The 17,686-nt window shown below is 53.7% G+C and carries 19 protein-coding genes; 17 read left to right on the top strand and 2 right to left on the bottom strand.

The features are described from left to right. The first annotated feature begins 135 nt into the window (after positions 1-135). From sicA to ABOC32_RS12640, 6 genes are all read left to right on the top strand, one after another. Positions 136-633, top strand: a complete 498-nt coding sequence (sicA, locus tag ABOC32_RS12615; protein WP_426811241.1) for a type III secretion system translocator chaperone SicA — start codon at positions 136-138, stop codon at positions 631-633. Continuing rightward, the gene (sctE, locus tag ABOC32_RS12620) at positions 633-2,390 is read left to right on the top strand and encodes a type III secretion system translocon subunit SctE (RefSeq protein ID WP_426811242.1); all 1,758 of its coding nucleotides are present in this window, start codon (positions 633-635) and stop codon (positions 2,388-2,390) included. Before sicA ends, sctE begins: the two co-directional genes overlap by 1 nt. A gap of 19 nt (positions 2,391-2,409) precedes the next feature. After that, positions 2,410-3,438, top strand: coding sequence for an IpaC/SipC family type III secretion system effector (locus ABOC32_RS12625; RefSeq protein WP_426811243.1), 1,029 nt, complete (start codon positions 2,410-2,412; stop codon positions 3,436-3,438). A 14-nt stretch (positions 3,439-3,452) separates the two neighbouring features. Beyond that, positions 3,453-4,568: an IpaD/SipD/SspD family type III secretion system needle tip protein gene (locus ABOC32_RS12630; RefSeq protein ID WP_426811244.1), complete on the top strand. Its 1,116-nt coding sequence runs from the start codon at positions 3,453-3,455 to the stop codon at positions 4,566-4,568. A 34-nt stretch (positions 4,569-4,602) separates the two neighbouring features. Continuing rightward, complete coding sequence (locus tag ABOC32_RS12635) at positions 4,603-4,854, top strand: acyl carrier protein (RefSeq protein WP_426811245.1); 252 nt, start codon at positions 4,603-4,605, stop codon at positions 4,852-4,854. A 188-nt stretch (positions 4,855-5,042) separates the two neighbouring features. Next, positions 5,043-6,428: a TcdA/TcdB catalytic glycosyltransferase domain-containing protein gene (locus ABOC32_RS12640; protein ID WP_426811246.1), complete on the top strand. Its 1,386-nt coding sequence runs from the start codon at positions 5,043-5,045 to the stop codon at positions 6,426-6,428. A gap of 139 nt (positions 6,429-6,567) precedes the next feature. Here the strand turns inward: ABOC32_RS12640 and ABOC32_RS12645 are convergent, their stop codons facing one another. Continuing rightward, complete coding sequence (locus ABOC32_RS12645; protein ID WP_426811247.1) at positions 6,568-8,253, bottom strand: hypothetical protein; 1,686 nt, start codon at positions 8,251-8,253, stop codon at positions 6,568-6,570. 34 nt (positions 8,254-8,287) lie between these two features. Here ABOC32_RS12645 and ABOC32_RS12650 point away from each other — a divergent pair, with 34 nt between their 5' ends. The 11 genes from ABOC32_RS12650 (at position 8,288) to ABOC32_RS12700 (ending at position 16,072) form a co-directional block, all read left to right on the top strand. Next, entirely contained in the window at positions 8,288-8,437 is a 150-nt protein-coding gene (locus tag ABOC32_RS12650; RefSeq protein ID WP_426811248.1) for a hypothetical protein, read from the top strand. Between the two features lie 633 nt (positions 8,438-9,070). Continuing rightward, on the top strand, positions 9,071-9,703 hold the full coding sequence (locus ABOC32_RS12655; protein ID WP_426811249.1) for a winged helix-turn-helix domain-containing protein: 633 nt from the start codon (positions 9,071-9,073) through the stop codon (positions 9,701-9,703). Positions 9,704-9,797: 94 nt separating this feature from the next. Further along, the gene (locus tag ABOC32_RS12660; RefSeq protein ID WP_426811250.1) at positions 9,798-10,964 is read left to right on the top strand and encodes a PrgH/EprH family type III secretion apparatus protein; all 1,167 of its coding nucleotides are present in this window, start codon (positions 9,798-9,800) and stop codon (positions 10,962-10,964) included. Positions 10,965-10,980: 16 nt separating this feature from the next. After that, entirely contained in the window at positions 10,981-11,241 is a 261-nt protein-coding gene (locus ABOC32_RS12665) for an EscF/YscF/HrpA family type III secretion system needle major subunit (RefSeq protein ID WP_426811251.1), read from the top strand. 114 nt (positions 11,242-11,355) lie between these two features. Then, a complete protein-coding gene (gene sctI / locus ABOC32_RS12670) occupies positions 11,356-11,619 on the top strand; it encodes a type III secretion system inner rod subunit SctI (protein ID WP_426811252.1) in 264 nt (87 codons plus the stop codon). Next, the gene (locus tag ABOC32_RS12675; protein WP_426811253.1) at positions 11,616-12,338 is read left to right on the top strand and encodes an EscJ/YscJ/HrcJ family type III secretion inner membrane ring protein; all 723 of its coding nucleotides are present in this window, start codon (positions 11,616-11,618) and stop codon (positions 12,336-12,338) included. The genes sctI and ABOC32_RS12675 overlap by 4 nt, the downstream gene beginning before the upstream one ends. Next, a complete protein-coding gene (locus ABOC32_RS12680) occupies positions 12,322-12,894 on the top strand; it encodes a hypothetical protein (protein ID WP_426811254.1) in 573 nt (190 codons plus the stop codon). The genes ABOC32_RS12675 and ABOC32_RS12680 overlap by 17 nt, the downstream gene beginning before the upstream one ends. Continuing rightward, positions 12,866-13,585, top strand: coding sequence for an oxygen-regulated invasion protein OrgB (locus tag ABOC32_RS12685; protein ID WP_426811255.1), 720 nt, complete (start codon positions 12,866-12,868; stop codon positions 13,583-13,585). Before ABOC32_RS12680 ends, ABOC32_RS12685 begins: the two co-directional genes overlap by 29 nt. Further along, a complete protein-coding gene (locus ABOC32_RS12690) occupies positions 13,575-14,021 on the top strand; it encodes a hypothetical protein (protein ID WP_426811256.1) in 447 nt (148 codons plus the stop codon). Before ABOC32_RS12685 ends, ABOC32_RS12690 begins: the two co-directional genes overlap by 11 nt. A 226-nt stretch (positions 14,022-14,247) precedes the next feature. Next, positions 14,248-14,682 carry a hypothetical protein gene (locus tag ABOC32_RS12695; protein WP_426811257.1) on the top strand — a complete coding sequence of 145 codons (435 nt, stop codon included), beginning with the start codon at positions 14,248-14,250 and terminating at the stop codon, positions 14,680-14,682. 28 nt (positions 14,683-14,710) lie between these two features. Further along, positions 14,711-16,072, top strand: a complete 1,362-nt coding sequence (locus ABOC32_RS12700; RefSeq protein WP_426811258.1) for a hypothetical protein — start codon at positions 14,711-14,713, stop codon at positions 16,070-16,072. 80 nt (positions 16,073-16,152) lie between these two features. Here the strand turns inward: ABOC32_RS12700 and ABOC32_RS12705 are convergent, their stop codons facing one another. Continuing rightward, on the bottom strand, positions 16,153-17,430 hold the full coding sequence (locus ABOC32_RS12705; protein ID WP_426811259.1) for a hypothetical protein: 1,278 nt from the start codon (positions 17,428-17,430) through the stop codon (positions 16,153-16,155). Positions 17,431-17,686 lie beyond the last annotated feature (256 nt).

Raw genomic sequence — 17,686 nt, forward strand, 5'->3', positions numbered from 1 at the left:
TTCTTGCGAGACCGCATACAGGTATGCGTGATTCACGATTCCCACGATGAGCGTTTTGTGACGGCACCCTTTGCTGTCAAGTGGCTCAATTGGCGCTGTCAGCCCCGCTTAAGGAACACTCAGGAGCAAGTGGTCATGAACAGTCGAACACACACAGAGCAGGACGAGGACCGGATTGCCGAGCATGTGATGCAGGCCGTACTTGATGGTGCACCGCTCAAGGCGCTGCGCGGCGTCAGTACCGAGCAGATGGATAGCCTCTACGCCTTTGCCTATGAGTTCTATGAGCAGGGGCGTCTGGATGATGCGGAAAAGTTTTTCCATTTTCTCTGCATCTACGACTTTTATAACCCGCAGTACTGGATGGGGCTGGCGGCGGTGCATCAGCTCAAGCAGAACCATCAGAAAGCGGTTGATCTGTATGCGGTGGCGTTTGCCCAAGGCAAGCATGACTACCGCCCGATGCTGTACACCGGTCAATGCCAACTTGCGCTGGGCAAAGTCGGCAAGGCCAAGCTGTGTTTTGAATATGTCATCGAGCGTGTTCAGGAGCCGGGTATGCGCGAGCAGGCCCAGGCTTACCTGAACGCGTTGAGCAATGTCGACGCTGACCATGCGGGAGAAAAGTTGTAATGGATATCAGGGCCTTGTACTCACGCATATCCCCGGAAACGCTGGCCCGTCAGTCCGGCAATACAAGCTATGCAGAGGCGGCGAGTAAAGCGGCCAACACCAAAGCCTATCAACGCGCCGCCGATACGGCACTGGCCAACCTGCAAGCGGTGAGCTACGCCGATCAGTCGCAAGGGGGTAAGGATGCTGAGGTGGGCAGGCCGCGCCTGGCTGCGCCACTGCCCGGTGCGCAGAGTGCAAAAAAGGAGTCTGGCGACACGTTCACCTTGCTGATGGCCTCACTCATCTCCTTGCTGGGTGACGTCAGCATGGAGTCGCTCAAGTCACGCATGGAAATCCTCAGGTCGGTAGCCAAGGCCAGCGCTGACGGCAACAAGGCATTGTCAGACGATTACCTGAGCGCGCTGGCGGAACTTGAAGCGGCTGTCGCCTCTGCGAGCGCCTCCGAGAAAGAGCTCGCGGCGGCCAAGGCTAGAGTCGACAGCGCGCAAAGGGCGCTGGCGGATGCTGAAAGGGCGCTGGGGCAAACCGAGCCGGGCACTCCCGAGCATGCCAAAGCACTGGCGGCACGCGATCTGGCGCAAGGCAACCTGAGCGCCGCCCAACAACAACTGAGCAAGGCCAGCATGGCGTTTGAGGCCGCAGCCAAGGTGGCGAGTGAGGCGGGCAAAAAGGCTGAGGCTCTGGCCGGGCTGGTGGAAAACGCGGGGCAGGGCGACAAGCCGGTGCTCGATGGTACCAAGAGTCAGCTGAACGCAGCTGCGACCATGGTGCTGCTGATGACACGCTTTGCAGAGCTGATGGGCGAAAGCGCTGAAAACAAGCTGGAAGCGGAACAAGAGCTGTTCCGCAGCATGCAGGCGGCGCGCCAGGAATTCATGGAGAAGAAGTCTGAAGAGTACCTGGAGCAAGTGCGAAAAGCCGAAGCTGCCAGCAAGGCGATGGGGTGTATCGGCAAGATTCTGGGCGCGGTGCTGACCGTTGTCAGTGTGGTCGGCGCTGCCTTCACGGGCGGAGCCAGTCTGGCGCTGGCCGCTGTCGGTGTGGCCTTGATGGGCGCGGACATGCTTGTAAAGCAGTTGACTGGGGTGTCGTTCATGGAGCAGGCCATGAAGCCTCTGATGGACAACATACTCGGCCCGATGATCCAGGCAATCGGCAAGGGCATTGCGGATCTTCTGAAAAAGGCCGGCGTCGATGGGGCGGCGGCCGAGATGGCGGGGATGATCATGGGCGCGATCATTGGCGCCGTGGCCATGGTCGCGGTACTGGTGGTTGTCGCGGTCGTCGGCAAGGCGGCTGCGGGGCGGGTCGCCAATGCGATGAGCAACATGTTCGGTAAATTGGCCAACGAGATGACGCCACAAATGCTCAAGCAGGCCGCGCGGGCGGTCGGCAATGGTTTTTCCAGTGTCATGACCAAGGCCCGTACCAGCCTGGGCCTCAAGTCGGATGCGATCTCCCTGGAGCTCTATGCATCGCGCCTGGCTGCTTCGGTGGCAGTGGTAGAGGCCGGCGGTGTCGCGGCCCAGTCCGCGTTGGAAATCAAGAAAGGTATTCACCAGCGCAACGCGGCGCAACACCTGGCCGATTTCGAGTTCGCCAAGGTTATCTCCGAGGCGTTGAAAAACCATCTGAACGACATGGTTCAGCTCTTCGATCAGTCCATGAAGGCCAAGGATAACGCCATCAAGCAAGCCTTCAGCATCCAGGACAGTAGCAACAGCAACAGCTTGAGCATGGCACGCAATATTTGATTCAACAGGGTTGGAACTCATGGAATTAGTAATCAATAGTCGTTCCCCATCGGTAGTCAGCCCACAGGCTGCAGAAGTGGCAGGTAAGGTCGTCGATCAAAAACAGCCGTTGTCGGTCAGTAGTATCAGCGGACGGCTGGATGCGCAGGTGTTGATGCCGGGGACCATACAGGCTGTCGAAGCAATGACGCCTCAGCAGTTGAATCAGCTCCTGGATACCTCTGGGTTCAGCGAGAGCGAAAGCAAGGCGATGATGGGCTTGTTTCTGGCCACGGTGGGCCAGCAGGAGAAAGAGGGGGCGGAGGGCGCAGTGAAAGATCCGGTGACGGACCTGTTGTCGTTCGATCCCGGCGCGTGGGAAAAACATATCGGTGTGTTGGTGGCGTCGATTATTGCGGTCAATATCGCACGCAAATCGAGCGCTGAAATGAGCGGCAAGTTCACCCAGATGGCCTATGAGGCCGCCATTGCGCAAGGTGTTGCAATCATGGCCGGTGGTGAGGCCGCGATGTGGGCGGCGGTCAGTGGTGCGGTCGTCGCCGCCACCATGTCCGCCGCGGGTACCGCGTTGACCTTGCGCGGGCAGAGCCAGAAGCATACTGATATCAAGACCAACCAGATGGATGCGGCAAGGTTCGATGCGCAGGCCCAGCAGATGCGCGTTGACCTGGACCTCGACCCGAGCAAGCGGGCGGCCCTTGAGTCGAACATTCGTGAGGCGGTTGCCCAGGCCACGCAAGCACGCATGAAAAGTGCTCTGCAGGCGAAAACCTACGAGGGCAACCTGACCGTTGGCGGTGCCATCAGCTCTATGGCGATGATCATCAGCTCCGGGTTGTCCGCCATCCTGCGTATGCAAGAGTACTCAGAGCGTCAGCGCGAAGTGCTGCATCAGTCCGAGCAGGGCCTGAACAAGGCGGTCAGTGATGTCGCCAACCAGAATATCCATGAAAATACGGCGCTGATCAGCAAGGTGCTCGACGCCATCCAACAGCTGGTCGACAGCCGCGCCTCCACCATCAGTAGCTTCGCCTCTGCGCGCGCATGATCAGGAGATGAATCATGAAAATCGAAACTAGTTTCTACCCTGCCATTGCGCCGCGTGTCGATCAGCCGTCGGATGAGCAGATTGGCAGCCATGAGGTCGATCATCGCCCGCTCCCGTCGGTGGCTGAACGGCAGACGCAGTCGGTGGTGTCCCGGTTAGGCGCCCTGAGTACCCGCCTTCAGGAGATAAGTATTGCAGTGAAGGCGTTTTATCTGCCTCCTATTGCCGGCCCTGGTGATCCCTCGGCCGGTGACGAGGCTACGCGTAAGTACTTCAACGAGCGCCTTGCAGAGAACGTCAAGACGGAGCAATCCGCACGAACGGTGCTCGAAAAAGTAGAGGCCAGCAAGGTTCAGGGGCATTTGCTGGAAGCCGAGATACGCAAGTTGGCAAACCTTGCCCTGCCGGCTAGCCCCGAAAGCCTGCATTGGATGAATGAAACGCTCAAGACGCTAGGCGATTTGCCACATGCGCCAGAAGATATTCGCAATGCGTTGTACCCGGTCAGTGACAGCGCCGATTTTTTTAAGCAATTGCTGGCGATGATCGGTTTTATCAAAGGCGAATACCTGGCGATCTACGAGGAGTTGCTGGCTAAATACTCAGACTTTTTCAAGGAATTCAACGAAACCATCATGGCGAAGATGGGGGACTGGATAAAAGGTGGAGACGACGGCAAGGAAGTCACAGTCAGTGCGGGATTGCGCCAAGCGTTAACGGCGTTGCGTAATAAGTATCAGAAAGCCCCGGAGGGCGTCCTCTATCCCACCGCCGATGGGGGATCTGCGACAAAGGAGGATGCAGAGAAGTGGGCCAAAGCCCTAGGGTTGCCTGCTTCATGTGTGCAGCCTGATGGCAAGGGTGGCTATCGAGTGATGATGGACTTGTCACCGCTGGATGGAATGATCGCAGCGGCTCCCCCATTTGGCGCGAAGTGGGATACCGCAAAGTTTCAAGCCTGGCAAACCGGTTTTAACAGCCTGGAAGGCGATCTGAAGAACCAGCTACAGTTATTCACCACCAAGTACGGTAACGCCAACTCGTACCACGAGAATTTCAACAAGATTCTCTCCTCGCAATTGAGCCAGTATGCAGAAATGCTCAAGGCGATCGCGAGCGGAATTGGCTGACGGCGCCGTTCGTTGAGGATGAAAGAATAACAAGATGAAGCTTGAAATAGACGACATCATCATCGCGATTCTCGCCGATAAACTCCTGGTCGATGTCGAGGCCGTTACCTCAAATGCCCGCTTGGTGGAGGACCTTGGTGCGGACTCGTTGAATGTTTTGGATATTGCTCTGGAGATCAACCACTTTCTGGATATTGAACTGCCTCCAGAGGGTTTGGCCGGTGTGCGTAATGTGGCGGATCTTTATCGCTTGGTTCATCAAGCGATCGCTCAGGCATCCGTCTGAGTGAAAGTTAGAAACTACGCGTCGATAAGGACGCGTAGTTAGGGTTGGATAAGATATTCTGCGCGCATGGGCAAATCTCTAATCGCTACCTGTGCTGAAAGTCGATAAAAATAATCCTAAATTGAAATTTCTCGTTAGGCAATGTTGTGATGCTGGTACACAGTTTATCCAGTTGCCAAGGAGTCAGCATGCTGATCTACAATTCCCCTGTCGTGTCCCGACTGCCGGTGTCGTCAACCTCCGGTGTTGACGCCGCACAGGCCCCGAAAGCTTTTGCTGAAGTTTATCCAAAGCGTGAGTTCCAGACGGTCCCCTCCAACATCCACATGGTTTGGGTGGGCTCTCAACCGAGCGAGAGCCAGGACAAATATCTGAGGCAATGGGCGGATAAAAACCCGACCAGTACGATCATGTTATGGGTCGACTCGCAACAGTTCGATGCCTACGCCAACAATAAGACCGCTCGCCAGGAAGCCGAAGAGATTTTTCCGGACTATCAGGCTGAAAAAGCATTGCGCGGGCTGTTCAGTCAGCTCAAGGCCACACTGGGTAACACCGATGCACTCCTGCACATGGGGGCACAGCGGCAGGCACTGAGCGAACTGAACAAACAGTTGTCAGACAAGGGCAACGAGTCCTTGAAAGAGCAGCTGTTGCCGGGCACCGACAAAAAGGTGACCGCACAGAACGCGGACCAGGTACTGGCAGCCTTCCAACAGCACACTCGCGGCAATGACGATAAGTTTTTCCAGGCCGAGCGCTTGATTCTGGACCAGACGGTGCGCTCTTGGGACCGTTGTGCCAGCGATCCGCAACGTGATGTCTCGTCTCTGACAGCGTTAAAGGAGAAATTCGCTGACGTCAAAAACATCGAGATCCGTGACTTGAGCAATCCCAGTGATATCCGGCTCCAGAACAAAGATGCCTATCAGCACGAAATCATTGGCCGCAACGGCGCTTACCCGGCCGCGTCCGACATTGCCCGCTATGAAATTTTACATGAATACGGTGGCGTATACGCGGACATCGATCTGGAATGCTTGCAACCACTCAGTGGCGAACTGCAAGCGCATCCGAACCTGATGCTGGTGGGGCTGGCCGGCGCCAAGAACGAAGCCAGCGGCAGCGCCACGCCCTATTTTGCCAATGCGTTGCTGGCCAGCCACCCCAACAGCAAGATGCTCGCCGACTTCATTAACAAGATCGGTGAGGATTATCAGACGCTCAAAGGCACTGAATTTCGCGGCGACCGCTACTTCAGCCGCCCGAACAAAAGCACGATCGAAGCGACTGGCCCCAACGGGTTGCGCGGGCATGTCGATGCCGTGATCCGCCAGGGTCAGGAGCAACCGCAATTGATGCGCAACGATGTGGTGTCGCTTTCGGAGCGGATCTGGGACAAGGGCCAGCAGCAGAACGATGACTTCTGGTCCTCGATGGATTCGCACTTCAAGTTCCCGGACAACTACGTGGAATTCGAAACCGAGGAGCAGCAGCAGAGTGCGACCAAGGCCATGGGGAACGCATTTGAAGGTTTGACGGCGCAGCCACAGTTGGAGCGCTCCCGCGGGTGAGTACCGAAAAAGTCGCTGCCTCAGTCATGATGCTAGCGCGTAAGAACCGGGGCAAAATCTGGTTTAGAGGCATTTGACGGCCGAGGGATCGGCCGTGCACCGTCGGAACCTGACTTGTTTAGGGCTGGGGGAAAACGTGTTAGGCGTTTCCTTGTAACTTGCTCAGTCGCACAATAATACGTTCTATAACGCACGCTGCAACACTGTAGGACTCAACGCTTGGGTGTGAAGTGATCAATTTTTTCTCTTGGAAGTTCGCCATGAGATCATCCAGGCTCATGTTGCGACCTTCAAATTCCACCAAGGTATTCTTCTCTGCTTCAAATAGAGCCTTCAGGGTTTCAGCGCGTCCTTCATTCCAGTAGGTATTTGGCGTGTCTGTCTGTCCTTGCAGTTCTTTCTTGAAAATCCTCGCTCCCGGTAACGCCGTATTGCGTTTTTCCTGGAACATGTTTAGCTCAAGACTCATCAGCATATCTTCACCACCTGCCACCATGAAGGCAGGATAAATTCCATCACTTCCCTGTTCACGGAAGGGGGCCCTGATTGAAACATACTGCTGCACCGGAGTGTTCAAGTCTTCCTGGGTAGCTGGGGCCGTCTCTGCAAAAGGTTCAGGCGTTTCCTGCCGTGTCCCGTAACCGACACCGTAGGCAACAATCGGTTGGTTAGTCGTCTCATGCAGACTTTCCACATTGCTCCGTACCGTTGGGTTGGTATGCCTGGTCTGTTCGGTTTTGACAACATCCTGATCGAGCATCATGATTCGGTCAGGGCAGTACGGCAGTGAATCAGCGAAGGCTAAAGCCGCTGCCCGAGCAGCACCAAAACCCGTCAACTTGCCACCATCCCAGCCAATAAGGTGCATATTCGGGTTCTGCTCAAGCACCTCTTTCATTGTCGAATCGTAAACCTGGTAATCCTGTTTGTGGACAAGCAGGTACACCGGTTCATTGTTCATGTTTTTTGGATGCCAAGCCAGGCTGTAATCCTTGCCAAGATCCGCAGTGAGCTTACTGGCGCTGCCCCCGCTTAAGACAATTGCAGGCACCGTCCCGTTGTGCAGTTGCGGCTCGTGCAGTTGGGGCCCTCTGATAAAAGAAAACCAATTGCCGGTGCCAGGGGTCTCCCGATCCATGGAAAGTTCTCTGCAGATGTCAATTCTATTTTGACGTACCCTCTGCATGCTATTGATGACATCTTCTGTGATTGGGCCGCTGACTATGACGGGCGTGTATTTGCAAGCCGGTCTCGTGGCAAGATTGGCCCATTGAGCGAGTACTTCCAACTTGACGGGCAGGCTATTCACATGATTCGTTATGTTCCCTGAAATAACGGCAGCGCTCACATCGCCCAATTTTTGATCCTGTAGTCCATCGTTCCAGAGATTTCCCAGGCGACAGCGTTGTTCGCGGATGTTTTCAGAGAAAACCCTTCGCAGTTCAGCAGCAGGTCTGTCGCCAATGGTGTCTGTCGCAACGTCACCTTTGATGGCCAGCATTAATTTAAAGATGGCGTCATCGCCTGATGCTTCCCATGTTTTTCCTGCCAGGGTTGCGGAATAACCATGTTTGCCATCATGGCATATGCAAATGCTTTTTTCTTTTCGCGCTTCGGATAAAGTGTCAAAGTTTGCCCAGTGTTTATCATCGCCGGGGACAAAGGCAGTGTGGGGCGTTGCATTTGCACTATGTTTCCAGGCCAGAGGCGTGTCAGCTGGCCAGTCTTTGTTTCTGACAAGTGCCAGGCTCAACAATTCAAGTGAACTGCCATTGAGCGCGCAAGGTGGCTCTGTTGTCAATGCATCGGCAATTTTATCAACCATTGTTAGCACCGCTTCAGATGGAGGACAGGAAAAGATGGCTGAGTCAGGTGAGCCTGATTTTCTTGGGGGCGAATTGCTTTCGCTTGACGATGCACGAGCGTGGTTGATGGTTTGTAAGTTTGGTAAAGAATGGTGTCGGGTAAGCATCGCTAATCCTGTATTTTATATGCAAAAGAAAGTATGATTCATCGAGTTTGGCTTTGTGGAACCAGCGGATCACTGAGGTCCATGCGGTGATAGGCGAGTTGCGGTGCCAGTCTGGACACCAGGCTCTCCAAACGACGGCGCTCGTCGTAGTTGGTCATCACCTGAGTCGCCGAGTACCCATTGTGGCATCGCGCTCGGAGTCAGCGAAGACATAAATAGCCCGGTCGCGGCCTTACACTGCGACCCTGCTTTGGCTATTAGCAATCCGGGTGTATTTTCCAGTGACAACGATAGGGAGTGGCCGGCAAACAATCCTGATCAGATCATGAGGGACGCCCGATGCAAACGATCAGAATCCGGATATAAGAGTGCCGCTTACCAGTCTCGACCCAGGTATCCACAAGCAAGGTTCTGTACGAAACTCCGAGAAACCCAATCGGCGTCCTTCGGAAGTTTAAATTCTGCAGGGCTCCCGGCCAGCTACGCGAACGCTGAACAGGCTGTCTGTTGACAAGGGCTACAACGCAGAAGCACTTTGTCGCTATTTTGATCAGAAAAGTAGTAAATATCATAGGGGCCAATTTCCCTATAGTTGGCGACTCAATCCGGGGCATGGGTTAACTTCGCCAACGCCACGGTATATCCATCGCATTGGGGGTGAAATTGCGTTATGGAAGGGGGTGCTGATCAATTGCCAAGTCAATCGTTTTTTTTTGGCCAATGGATATTGCAGGAGGATGGGTTGCTTCTGCGTGATGGTACCGAATTGCATCTGCCACCCAAGGAGTTGCATGTGCTACGGCTATTGTTGAGGTCGGCGGGTTCGCTGGTTCTCAAGGGCTGGCTGCTCGACCAGGTGTGGGCCAGTTGCGACGTGGCCGAAGAGTCTCTTACCCGCTGCATTTATGCGCTGCGCAAGTTGTTGGGGCGGGAGAATGACTACATCAAAACGGTCTATGGCAAGGGATATCGGTTTGTAGGAGAGGTCGTCGAACGAGCCGCCTTGCCATCCTTGCCCTTATTGATGCCCTCGTTATTGGTCTTGCCGTTGCGGGTACAGGATAATCAGTGTGACCTGGAAATGCAGCGCGAAGTGGTTCGTGGGTTGTCCGCCGTATTTGGTGAGCGTCTTTGTGTGATGACGCTGGGGGCGACAACTAACATACAAGTTTCAGATGATTACCTGTCGATAATCGAGCGAACAATGGCTGATTATTATCTCAGCGCGCGTTGCGGGGCCGAGGTTGGTGAGCGGCATTCTTCTAGCCGGATTCTGATCGCCTGCAACAGGTGTTCCTCATGATCTGATCAGGATTGCCTGCCTTCCACGCCCTATCATTGATCGCAAGCCGAAGCGGTAGGCGCTTTTCATATTGTTAGATCGGGTGGTGAACAGCATGCAGGACTCCCCCGCCACGCAACGTGTCCTGAGGGTGTTCAGTGGCCCGCTGCAAGGTTGTGAATTTGTTCTGGCGCAGCGGCGTACTCTTTTCGTCGCGGGTCCCGAGGAGAAGTTTTGCTCAACCGAACATCCGCTGAGTATTCCGGAAGAGGCGATCTACATTCCGCTGGCGTGCGGGGGTCGAAACTTCGAGGTGTTGCTTGGCGATAATGACGGCTCGGGGTGTGATGTTCGCATCTTCAGCGACGAAGGTGTGGTTGAACGCCTCATTCCATTCCAGTCACTGGAAAATATATCAGGGTTGCTAATCGCCGTGCGCCCGTTCGATGAGGCCTGGCGGAGCGAGTTGTTGGAACGAGCGCCGGTTGTGCTCGCAGCGTCTGAACCGGTTCGAGTGCCCAGTTTTGTCTCGCGGCGAGTGGTGGTTGGAGCCGTGCTGGTGATGCTGGTCGGGTTCGCGATTTTCGGTTGGCACGCTTCTCGGCATACACCTGTGGCGAATGTCGAGGCGCTGATTGCAGGGGGCAACAACAGCATGGTCGTAGTGTACGGCCGCGACCGGGCTATTTACGTCTTTGCTGACGCCGAGCGCGATGCCGCTTGGGGAAGGCAGGTATTGGTGCGCAATGGATATTCGGCGACTCAGGTGATGACCACCTACGACGAGCGCCGTCGTTTGGAGAGTCTGGTGTCCAGCTTGGCGCCACAACTCGCCTATCACCGTATTGACCTCAGTGATCCGCTGGTTCCGCAATTATGGATCAGTCGTCAGCGCAGCGTGCTACCTCCCGGATTGCAGAGTCGCCTGGTCAGCGCTTTGGTCGCAGTCGCGCCCTACGCTCGCGAAATAAAGATCGTACAAAGTGATGATGACGAACTTCTGCATCTGGCCGAGCAAGGCTTGCAACGCTTGGCATTGCCCTTCACTCAACACAAACATGCTGGCGGTGTGACCTTTTCGGTCGAGGGCAGTCTTGAGGACGCTGAGTTGCAGGCCCTGGGTGACTTTGTCACAGCGTTCGGTCAGCAATGGGGTGAGCGCTATGTTCATTTCGTTATCGAGCTCAAAGATGACTGGCTCAAGGGCAAGTCGTTCCAGTATGGCCCTCAGGGCTACATCAAGATGACGCCGTCATCCTGGTACTTTCCTAAACCCCTTTGATAGTGACGGGTGATCTATGTCTACGGTTTCAAACCCCATTGAGTTTCATGATGATTTCCTGGGCCGGCAGGCTCAGAGCTTCGAGGACGGCGCTGCCGGTCTCAAAACCAAACTCGATGAGGCACTGGCCGCTTTGCAGGAAGATGCGTCGGACCCCTCGTTATTGGCGGCCTATCAGGCTGCATTCTCTTCCTACAACGTGTTCCGTAACGTGGCGACCAATACAGTCAAGGGCTTCAAGGAGATTGATACGGCGATAATTTCCGCCGCACGTTAAGTCTCGTGTTTGCGCTCGGCTGGCAGGTTTTTCGTATGCCCGTCGGGTACTTTTTTTGTGAGGGTTCCGATGTCTGTTTCTTCTCTGACTTCAGTGAACTTGAGTCCGCTTCGGATGGCCGAACTGGCTCGTCCCGAGCCTGGCTCTGTGGTTTCCCTGGAGGGCCGTTTGATCGAAAGTTTCGCCAGCTCCGCTGTAGGCACCGAGCGTGATCATGCAAGGATCAATGCCATGCTCAAACGCCCGGATATCACCAACCCGGAAGTGTTGAGCGAATTGCAGCTGCTCACTGCGCAGTACAACATCGATGTCTCTTTACTCAACGTCCTGGTCCGTAAAGCAGTGACTACGGCCGAAACCTTGTTGCGTTCGTCATGAAGGTTTTCGCCTGGCTTGTGCTGCTTTGTCTGATGCTGGCTGGCTGTCGCCAACCGAGTTTGCTCGAGGGGCTTGACCAGCAGCAGGTCAATGAAGTGATTTCGGTGCTGCAGCGCAATAACATCGCCGCGACCAAGGTGGATAACGGTAAGACCGGGTACTCGGTGCAAATCGCGCAAGCGGATTTCGCGGCGGCGGTCGACCTGCTGGCCCTGTATTCGCTGCCCTCCAAGCCCCGTGTCGAAATCGCCCAGATGTTTCCTGCGGACTCTCTGGTCGCTTCGCCGCGAGCCGAGAAGGCGCGTTTGTACAGCGCCCTGGAGCAGCGACTGGAGCAGTCGTTGAACACCCTGGAGGGTGTAGTTTCGGCGCGGGTGCATATGAGTTACGACCTGGAGACCGGAGAAAGCGGTCGCAAGGTTGCGCCGATACATCTCTCGGCGTTGGTGGTTTATGAGCGTGATAGCGAGCCACAGCGCCTGGTCAACGATATCAAGCGTTTTCTCAAGAACAGCTTCGCGGCCGTGGACTACGAGCGCATTTCGGTGGTCTTGTCCAAGCGGGCTTCAATTCAGCATGCCGCCCCCTTTCTGGAGCCTCGCGCCCACAAATTTACCTGGCTCTATGGCGTTTTCGTCTTAGGCATTCTGGCTGCGGTCGCGTACCTGGTCATGCTGTATCGACAGCCGAAAGAGATCGAACATGCTCCGCGCAACTGAAGCACTGCGCACCATCTTGCAGCAGCCACTGGACTATCTGCATCCGCACCGGGGTGTTGTGCCCGCGCTGTTTGACGAGCCGGCAACCCGGGCGTTGCTCAATCAATCGCTGCTAAGGGGTTTGGAACTCAGCTGCCCCGATCCGCAGCAGATCAAGCGCAATCCCTGGACTGATTGCTGGGTCGCACATTGGCAGCATTTGCCCGCGGTCGCCCGCCTCATGGGGGCGCACCTGATGTGGCCGCGGCTGGCTCGCGGGGCGCGGATGCGTGAGCTCAGTGTGCCGACAAGAGCGTTCGCCCGTATCGATCTGGGCCATCGGCCAAAGGTCGCGGTCAGCGAAGCGCAGGGGCTTGAGCAGTCGCTCGGTGCCTTGGGGCTAGCTGCCTTGGCCGCTTGGCACCAACACATCCCGGAGGCGCTGATGCAGCGTCTGTTCTTGCAGTTTTCGCCACGCGTGGTCGAGTTGCAGCAAACGTTACCGCTCCTGGCGCCGAACCCATCACTTTTTATCCTGGCGGTACAACATGTTCGAATCCATCAGAACGCTTGTTGATATTCCGCCCCAGGATGCCCTCCTGCTGAGGCATGAAGAGCGGACGGCTGCGCGCAATCGCCGGTTGTTGATGCAGCAAGCCCGCGAGCGCGCCAAGGCCTGTATGGCAGAAGCGCAACAAGAGGCAGACATCGTTCGTGCGAACGCCTTCCAGGACGGTTATTCCCAGGGGGTGCTGCAAGCCGCTGCTGACGTGAGCGGGCTTCTGCTGCGGTCGCGGCATATGGCAAGTGCGCTGCAAGCCGAACTGGCACAGGCCGCCCGGTCATTGCTGGGGGATTTGCTGATGGATGAACGACTGCTCGAGGTGCTGCTGGAGCGCTGGCAAGATGGCTGGGTAGGTCAAGGCCAGGAGCCACTGCAAATCATCCTGCCGCTGCGGTGCAAAGCCCAGCAGCAGGCGCTGAAAAGCAAGTTGACGGGCTTGGGAGTCGAGCGCGTGGATATCCGTTTCCATGCCCAGGAACGTTACCTGTTTCGTCTGGCGGATCAGGTTGTGGAGCTCGACATCGGCGCCACTCAGGAACGCCTGTCGTCGCGTCTGATTGGCCAACTCAAGCAGTTACCGGAGAGCGTGCGCGAGCTTGATGAGGCGTCGAGGCGCCTTCTCGTCAGTTGGGCCGCCGACCTGAACAAAGGGAGCGATTGCCCGAACCCTGTTTCTGAATCGGAGAGCAGTGATGAACATTGACAGCTATTCGCTCGCAGGTCCCGGCCACGCCTTGCCCCGCGGCACAGAGACGATTGTGCCCCTGGACCAGCGCATGGGGCTTCAGGGCGGGGAAACCCGTTCTGATCCGGATCCTGAGTTTGCTCAGTTCTACGATGCGTTCATGAAGTGGATAGCGTCCACTACACCCTCGCCGGGCAGCATTCAGGGTTACTTGAAACAATACGCGAATGCCGGTGGCGAGCTGCCCTATAAAACGACGCAGAAGCAAATGGATGCGTTGACGCAGGTGATGGTGCGGATGAAAGAGCAGGGTTTGGAAGACAGTGAGGCTTATAAGGAGACAAGAGCTGCACTGGTATCGGTTTCATCGGCCAATATGTTCGTCAAGGCGTTTATGCAGGAGGTGTTCAAGCCATCTGAGGACGAAGACAGCCGCGAGAATGTCAGTTGGTAATTGTATGTTCGTGTTTTAAGTGGGCGAGAAGCCGTTTGGGGATTCTTCGAACAAGTCCCCGATAGGCAAGAATTGTCTGACCAACTGATCCGAGCCGATTTTTCTCGCTAGCTACCTGGCGTGGCTTGGGGTGGGTGACATGTGAATAACTAACAAGAAGTAACAGGTTCGTGCAGCGAGGTGGTGCTGGTTATTTTTGTAAGTATAAAGTTGATGGTGGTGGGTAATGTATCATTTAAATACTGCGTATGACCCTGTGCGGGCTGAGGTGGAGTGCGAAATCAGCAAGTTGCTGGGTGTTCTGAAAGAACAGCATCAATTGAGCAATATTTATTTCGATGATCTCAGTGAAGTTGCTCTGCGCCTGGAGAGTGGGGATTTTTTTTGTTTGAAATATGAGTGTGGCCAAGAGAAGCTTGTGCTTTTTTTCAAAATAGAATTGCCGGTACCCCTTACTGATAAGGAGTTGAGCGAGCTGGCTGAGCTGTCTTGTTATTCAGAAATAAATTTAAATGGCGATATGCTGCCTGTTGAAGATAACGGTTTGGTGTATTACAAGGCTATGAGTTCAAAAGATATTTGTGGCGGCTTGCTGGAGGTGGTGTTCATGGAATTGTTGAAGGGGTATATGGGTTTAAATTCTTGTATTGATCGTCGTTAAAGTTAAAGTTGGAATTAAAGTCGGGGTGATGTCTGTGTATGCTATTAATAGGTCTGCAGTTGTTCTGTGTGCGCTCTCAGCTAAAAGTTTCGAGGCGGAAGACAGGAACGTTCTAAAAAACTCCACCTTAATAACACCCGCTCAAGCCAAAGAATTGAGTGAGGTGGTGGCCAGGTTGAATTTACATACTTCAACACCACGTGAGGGAAAGGATGCATTTTCACAGCCTGTGCCGTTCGCCAACGTATCGCCGTCTAGAAGTATGGAAGAAATAGCTGGGCGTGGTAAGGTTAATGTGGGTGCGAATGTTTTTGACCAAGATCCCTATAAAGCAACGGCGAATAAAAATAGGGCTATTGAAGTGGCCATTGGTAAGGAGTTGGCAACCAGTGAGAAACTTAACGCGATAGCCAAGCATATTAGGTTGAGTTCGGGTGCGCCTATGAGGTTTGCAGACTTTACGCCTGAACAGCAAGAAAAGATTCGGCATGAAAGTAAGAACATTGGTGGTGCAAAGGAGCTCATTGCTGATAAAGACAATCTGGACGCCCACGTGCTGGCGACACTTATAAAGGCTGAAGATGAGATATATAATGTCCCAGGTATGGAAAGGCGGCAGTGCATGTTTAATCATGTGAGAGCCCCGGACAATCCAATCTTTCCCTGGAATTCGCATCGATTTGATCTGGAAATTTGGAAGGTCAATAATCCCATTCAGTATCCGGCAAATGTAGCCAACTTGATAGCGGACAGATGGAATGAGCTGGTTGCTGGAAAAAGCGATGAGCCCAATTACTTTCAAGACGCATTTGGAATAGTTGATCATCGTGACGGGATTCTGCATATTTTACAGAACATGGAGCCGTCCGCCCGCAAAGCGTTGTTTGAAACCCTGAATATTAGTTGGAGTACAGAAATATTCACTGATGATGAGGCCAACTCCAGAGACAGTAATCCCCTGGGAAGTCAGTATCGTCAACATACTACGGGGGGGTTGTCCAATGTGGTCAGATGGTCAGATGCTGAGGACAAAAATGTTAACCAATGGGTGCTTGACGCAATCGCACACGGCAAACCTGTCATCTCTGGACCTAGCGGGCATAACCTACGATATTTGAATCACTACGCCATGTGTCGTGAGATGTTGAGCTATGACAAGGATACGGATACACGTCAGCTTCCAACACTTGAAGAGGCTCGACTGGTGATGTTGGGCAATCTACTCCCTCCGAAGAATCATCACTCTTACCATGAAATTATGCTCGCGTCTGTCGGTGTCTTTGATGGTGAAGCGGCACTTGAGTATAGCAACAAATTGAACTACGACGACCTGAAGTCAACATCCATCGGTCGTGAGATTTTAAGCAGTGTTTTGAGTCGTGCTGTCTAGTTAAGGGGGGGCTGGCGTGATCCGGAGTCATGCCAGTCCCCAATGTATGTAATAGGATTGTTTTTCTGCTGGTGAAGATTTCAGTCGTTCCCTTGGTCGTCTGAGCTTTCACTGTCGGTGTCAAGCGAAAAACAGGTTACTACCGGTGCTCCATAAGACTTAAGTGATTCTTGGTGCAGTATGAAACTGTCTCTGATTCTTAATGCCTTTTCCATCGCTTCATCTGAGTCGCTACTGCGCAAGGCATGCATTGCCAAGTGTTGTACTTCGTTTTTGAATGCCATCCCAATCCGGTCGGAACTACGCCATAATACAAATTTTTTATTTTTTGGGTCAAAAACTCCGCCGTTGGTACTGGTGTGTTCAACTTCTGTGCATACGGCGCAGGGAACAAATCTTCCTGCCATGTTTACAATTATGTGTTGTCCCGTTTGTAAGCCCAATTTAGAAATAGCTTGATCGTAAATGATGTCGGCAGACTTGGCTAAGTACTCTTCTATATTCTGTTCTGCATGCATCGTCTCGGTTACACCTTCCGGCAGGTAGGGCTTTAATTCCATTTTGTGGGCGGAGGAATGAATCATGATGGAGTCAGAAGTGCCGAAGCGTTTGATGTCTTCCAAAGCATTGAAAATCGTTAAGAAGCCGGCTTCACATTGGAGTGCGATAGTTGAATTGTTTAAATTGGTGCCAGGCCGGATTCCTCTGTCGTTAATAATTTCCGTATGAGCCTTACCGATTGTCGTGCGCACCGACTCGATTGAGGCGAACGTCTCCATAAGTTTTCTATGGTGTCTGGAACGTCTGGCGCTTATCACGTTGTCCCAGTTTTCTCTTTCATGGGGCTGAACGCGTTCGTGGGCAGATTTAAATACGTCGCTGTCTGTCAGGGCAATGCGGAGAGCTTCTTGAATCTTGTCAGTGTGGAAGTTGGATGAGAGATGTAGTACGTTGCAAAATACACTTGCCTGAACTTCAAGTGGGTTGCTGTTTAGTTTTAGGTTCATTGCGGTGTTTACTGCCAGTGATATTTGTCGCAATGCTTGGTTTAAGCGGTCGTAGCCTTTATATTTTTTGGGGGGAGGTGGGGAGATGTTTTTGCGAATTAAGGTATTTGCCACCGTGTCGTTTATATAGAAGGCTGGACGACTTTCAGTGATGTTGTGGTGGTTTAGGTGCTTGCTAAGTTCTCCTTTTTTTCCAAATACAAGTAGTGTGGGGATGTCATTCAGGTGAGTTTTTTCTTGATCCGACACCATCGTGGTATTGGCGAATACGCTGACAGGAGTGCTTCTTGTTGTCGCTTCTGTGAACGAGGGAGCGCGTTGAGTGGTAATTGTATTGTGAGCGCTTTCCAATGCTGGACTCCAATATTATTGTGTGAATAGAGTTGTCTGGTGGTGCTGTGGGTATAGGCGGCTGATTGTGATAAGCCTAGGTTGCTTCGATAGCCAAGTGCTTAGGCGCAGGTATCTTTTTTTAGCGCGTGCGACCCGCCCGATAAATGTACTGGAATGAGCGCTGATAACTATCATATTTCGCTCATTGTTGATGTCATTTCGAATGAGGGTGGTGGTAGGCTCTGTACGAAAAGAGATGTTGCAACCGCATGGA

It is taken from the genome of Pseudomonas sp. WOUb67, from assembly GCF_050058005.1.
GTDB lineage: Bacteria > Pseudomonadota > Gammaproteobacteria > Pseudomonadales > Pseudomonadaceae > Aquipseudomonas > Aquipseudomonas putida_R.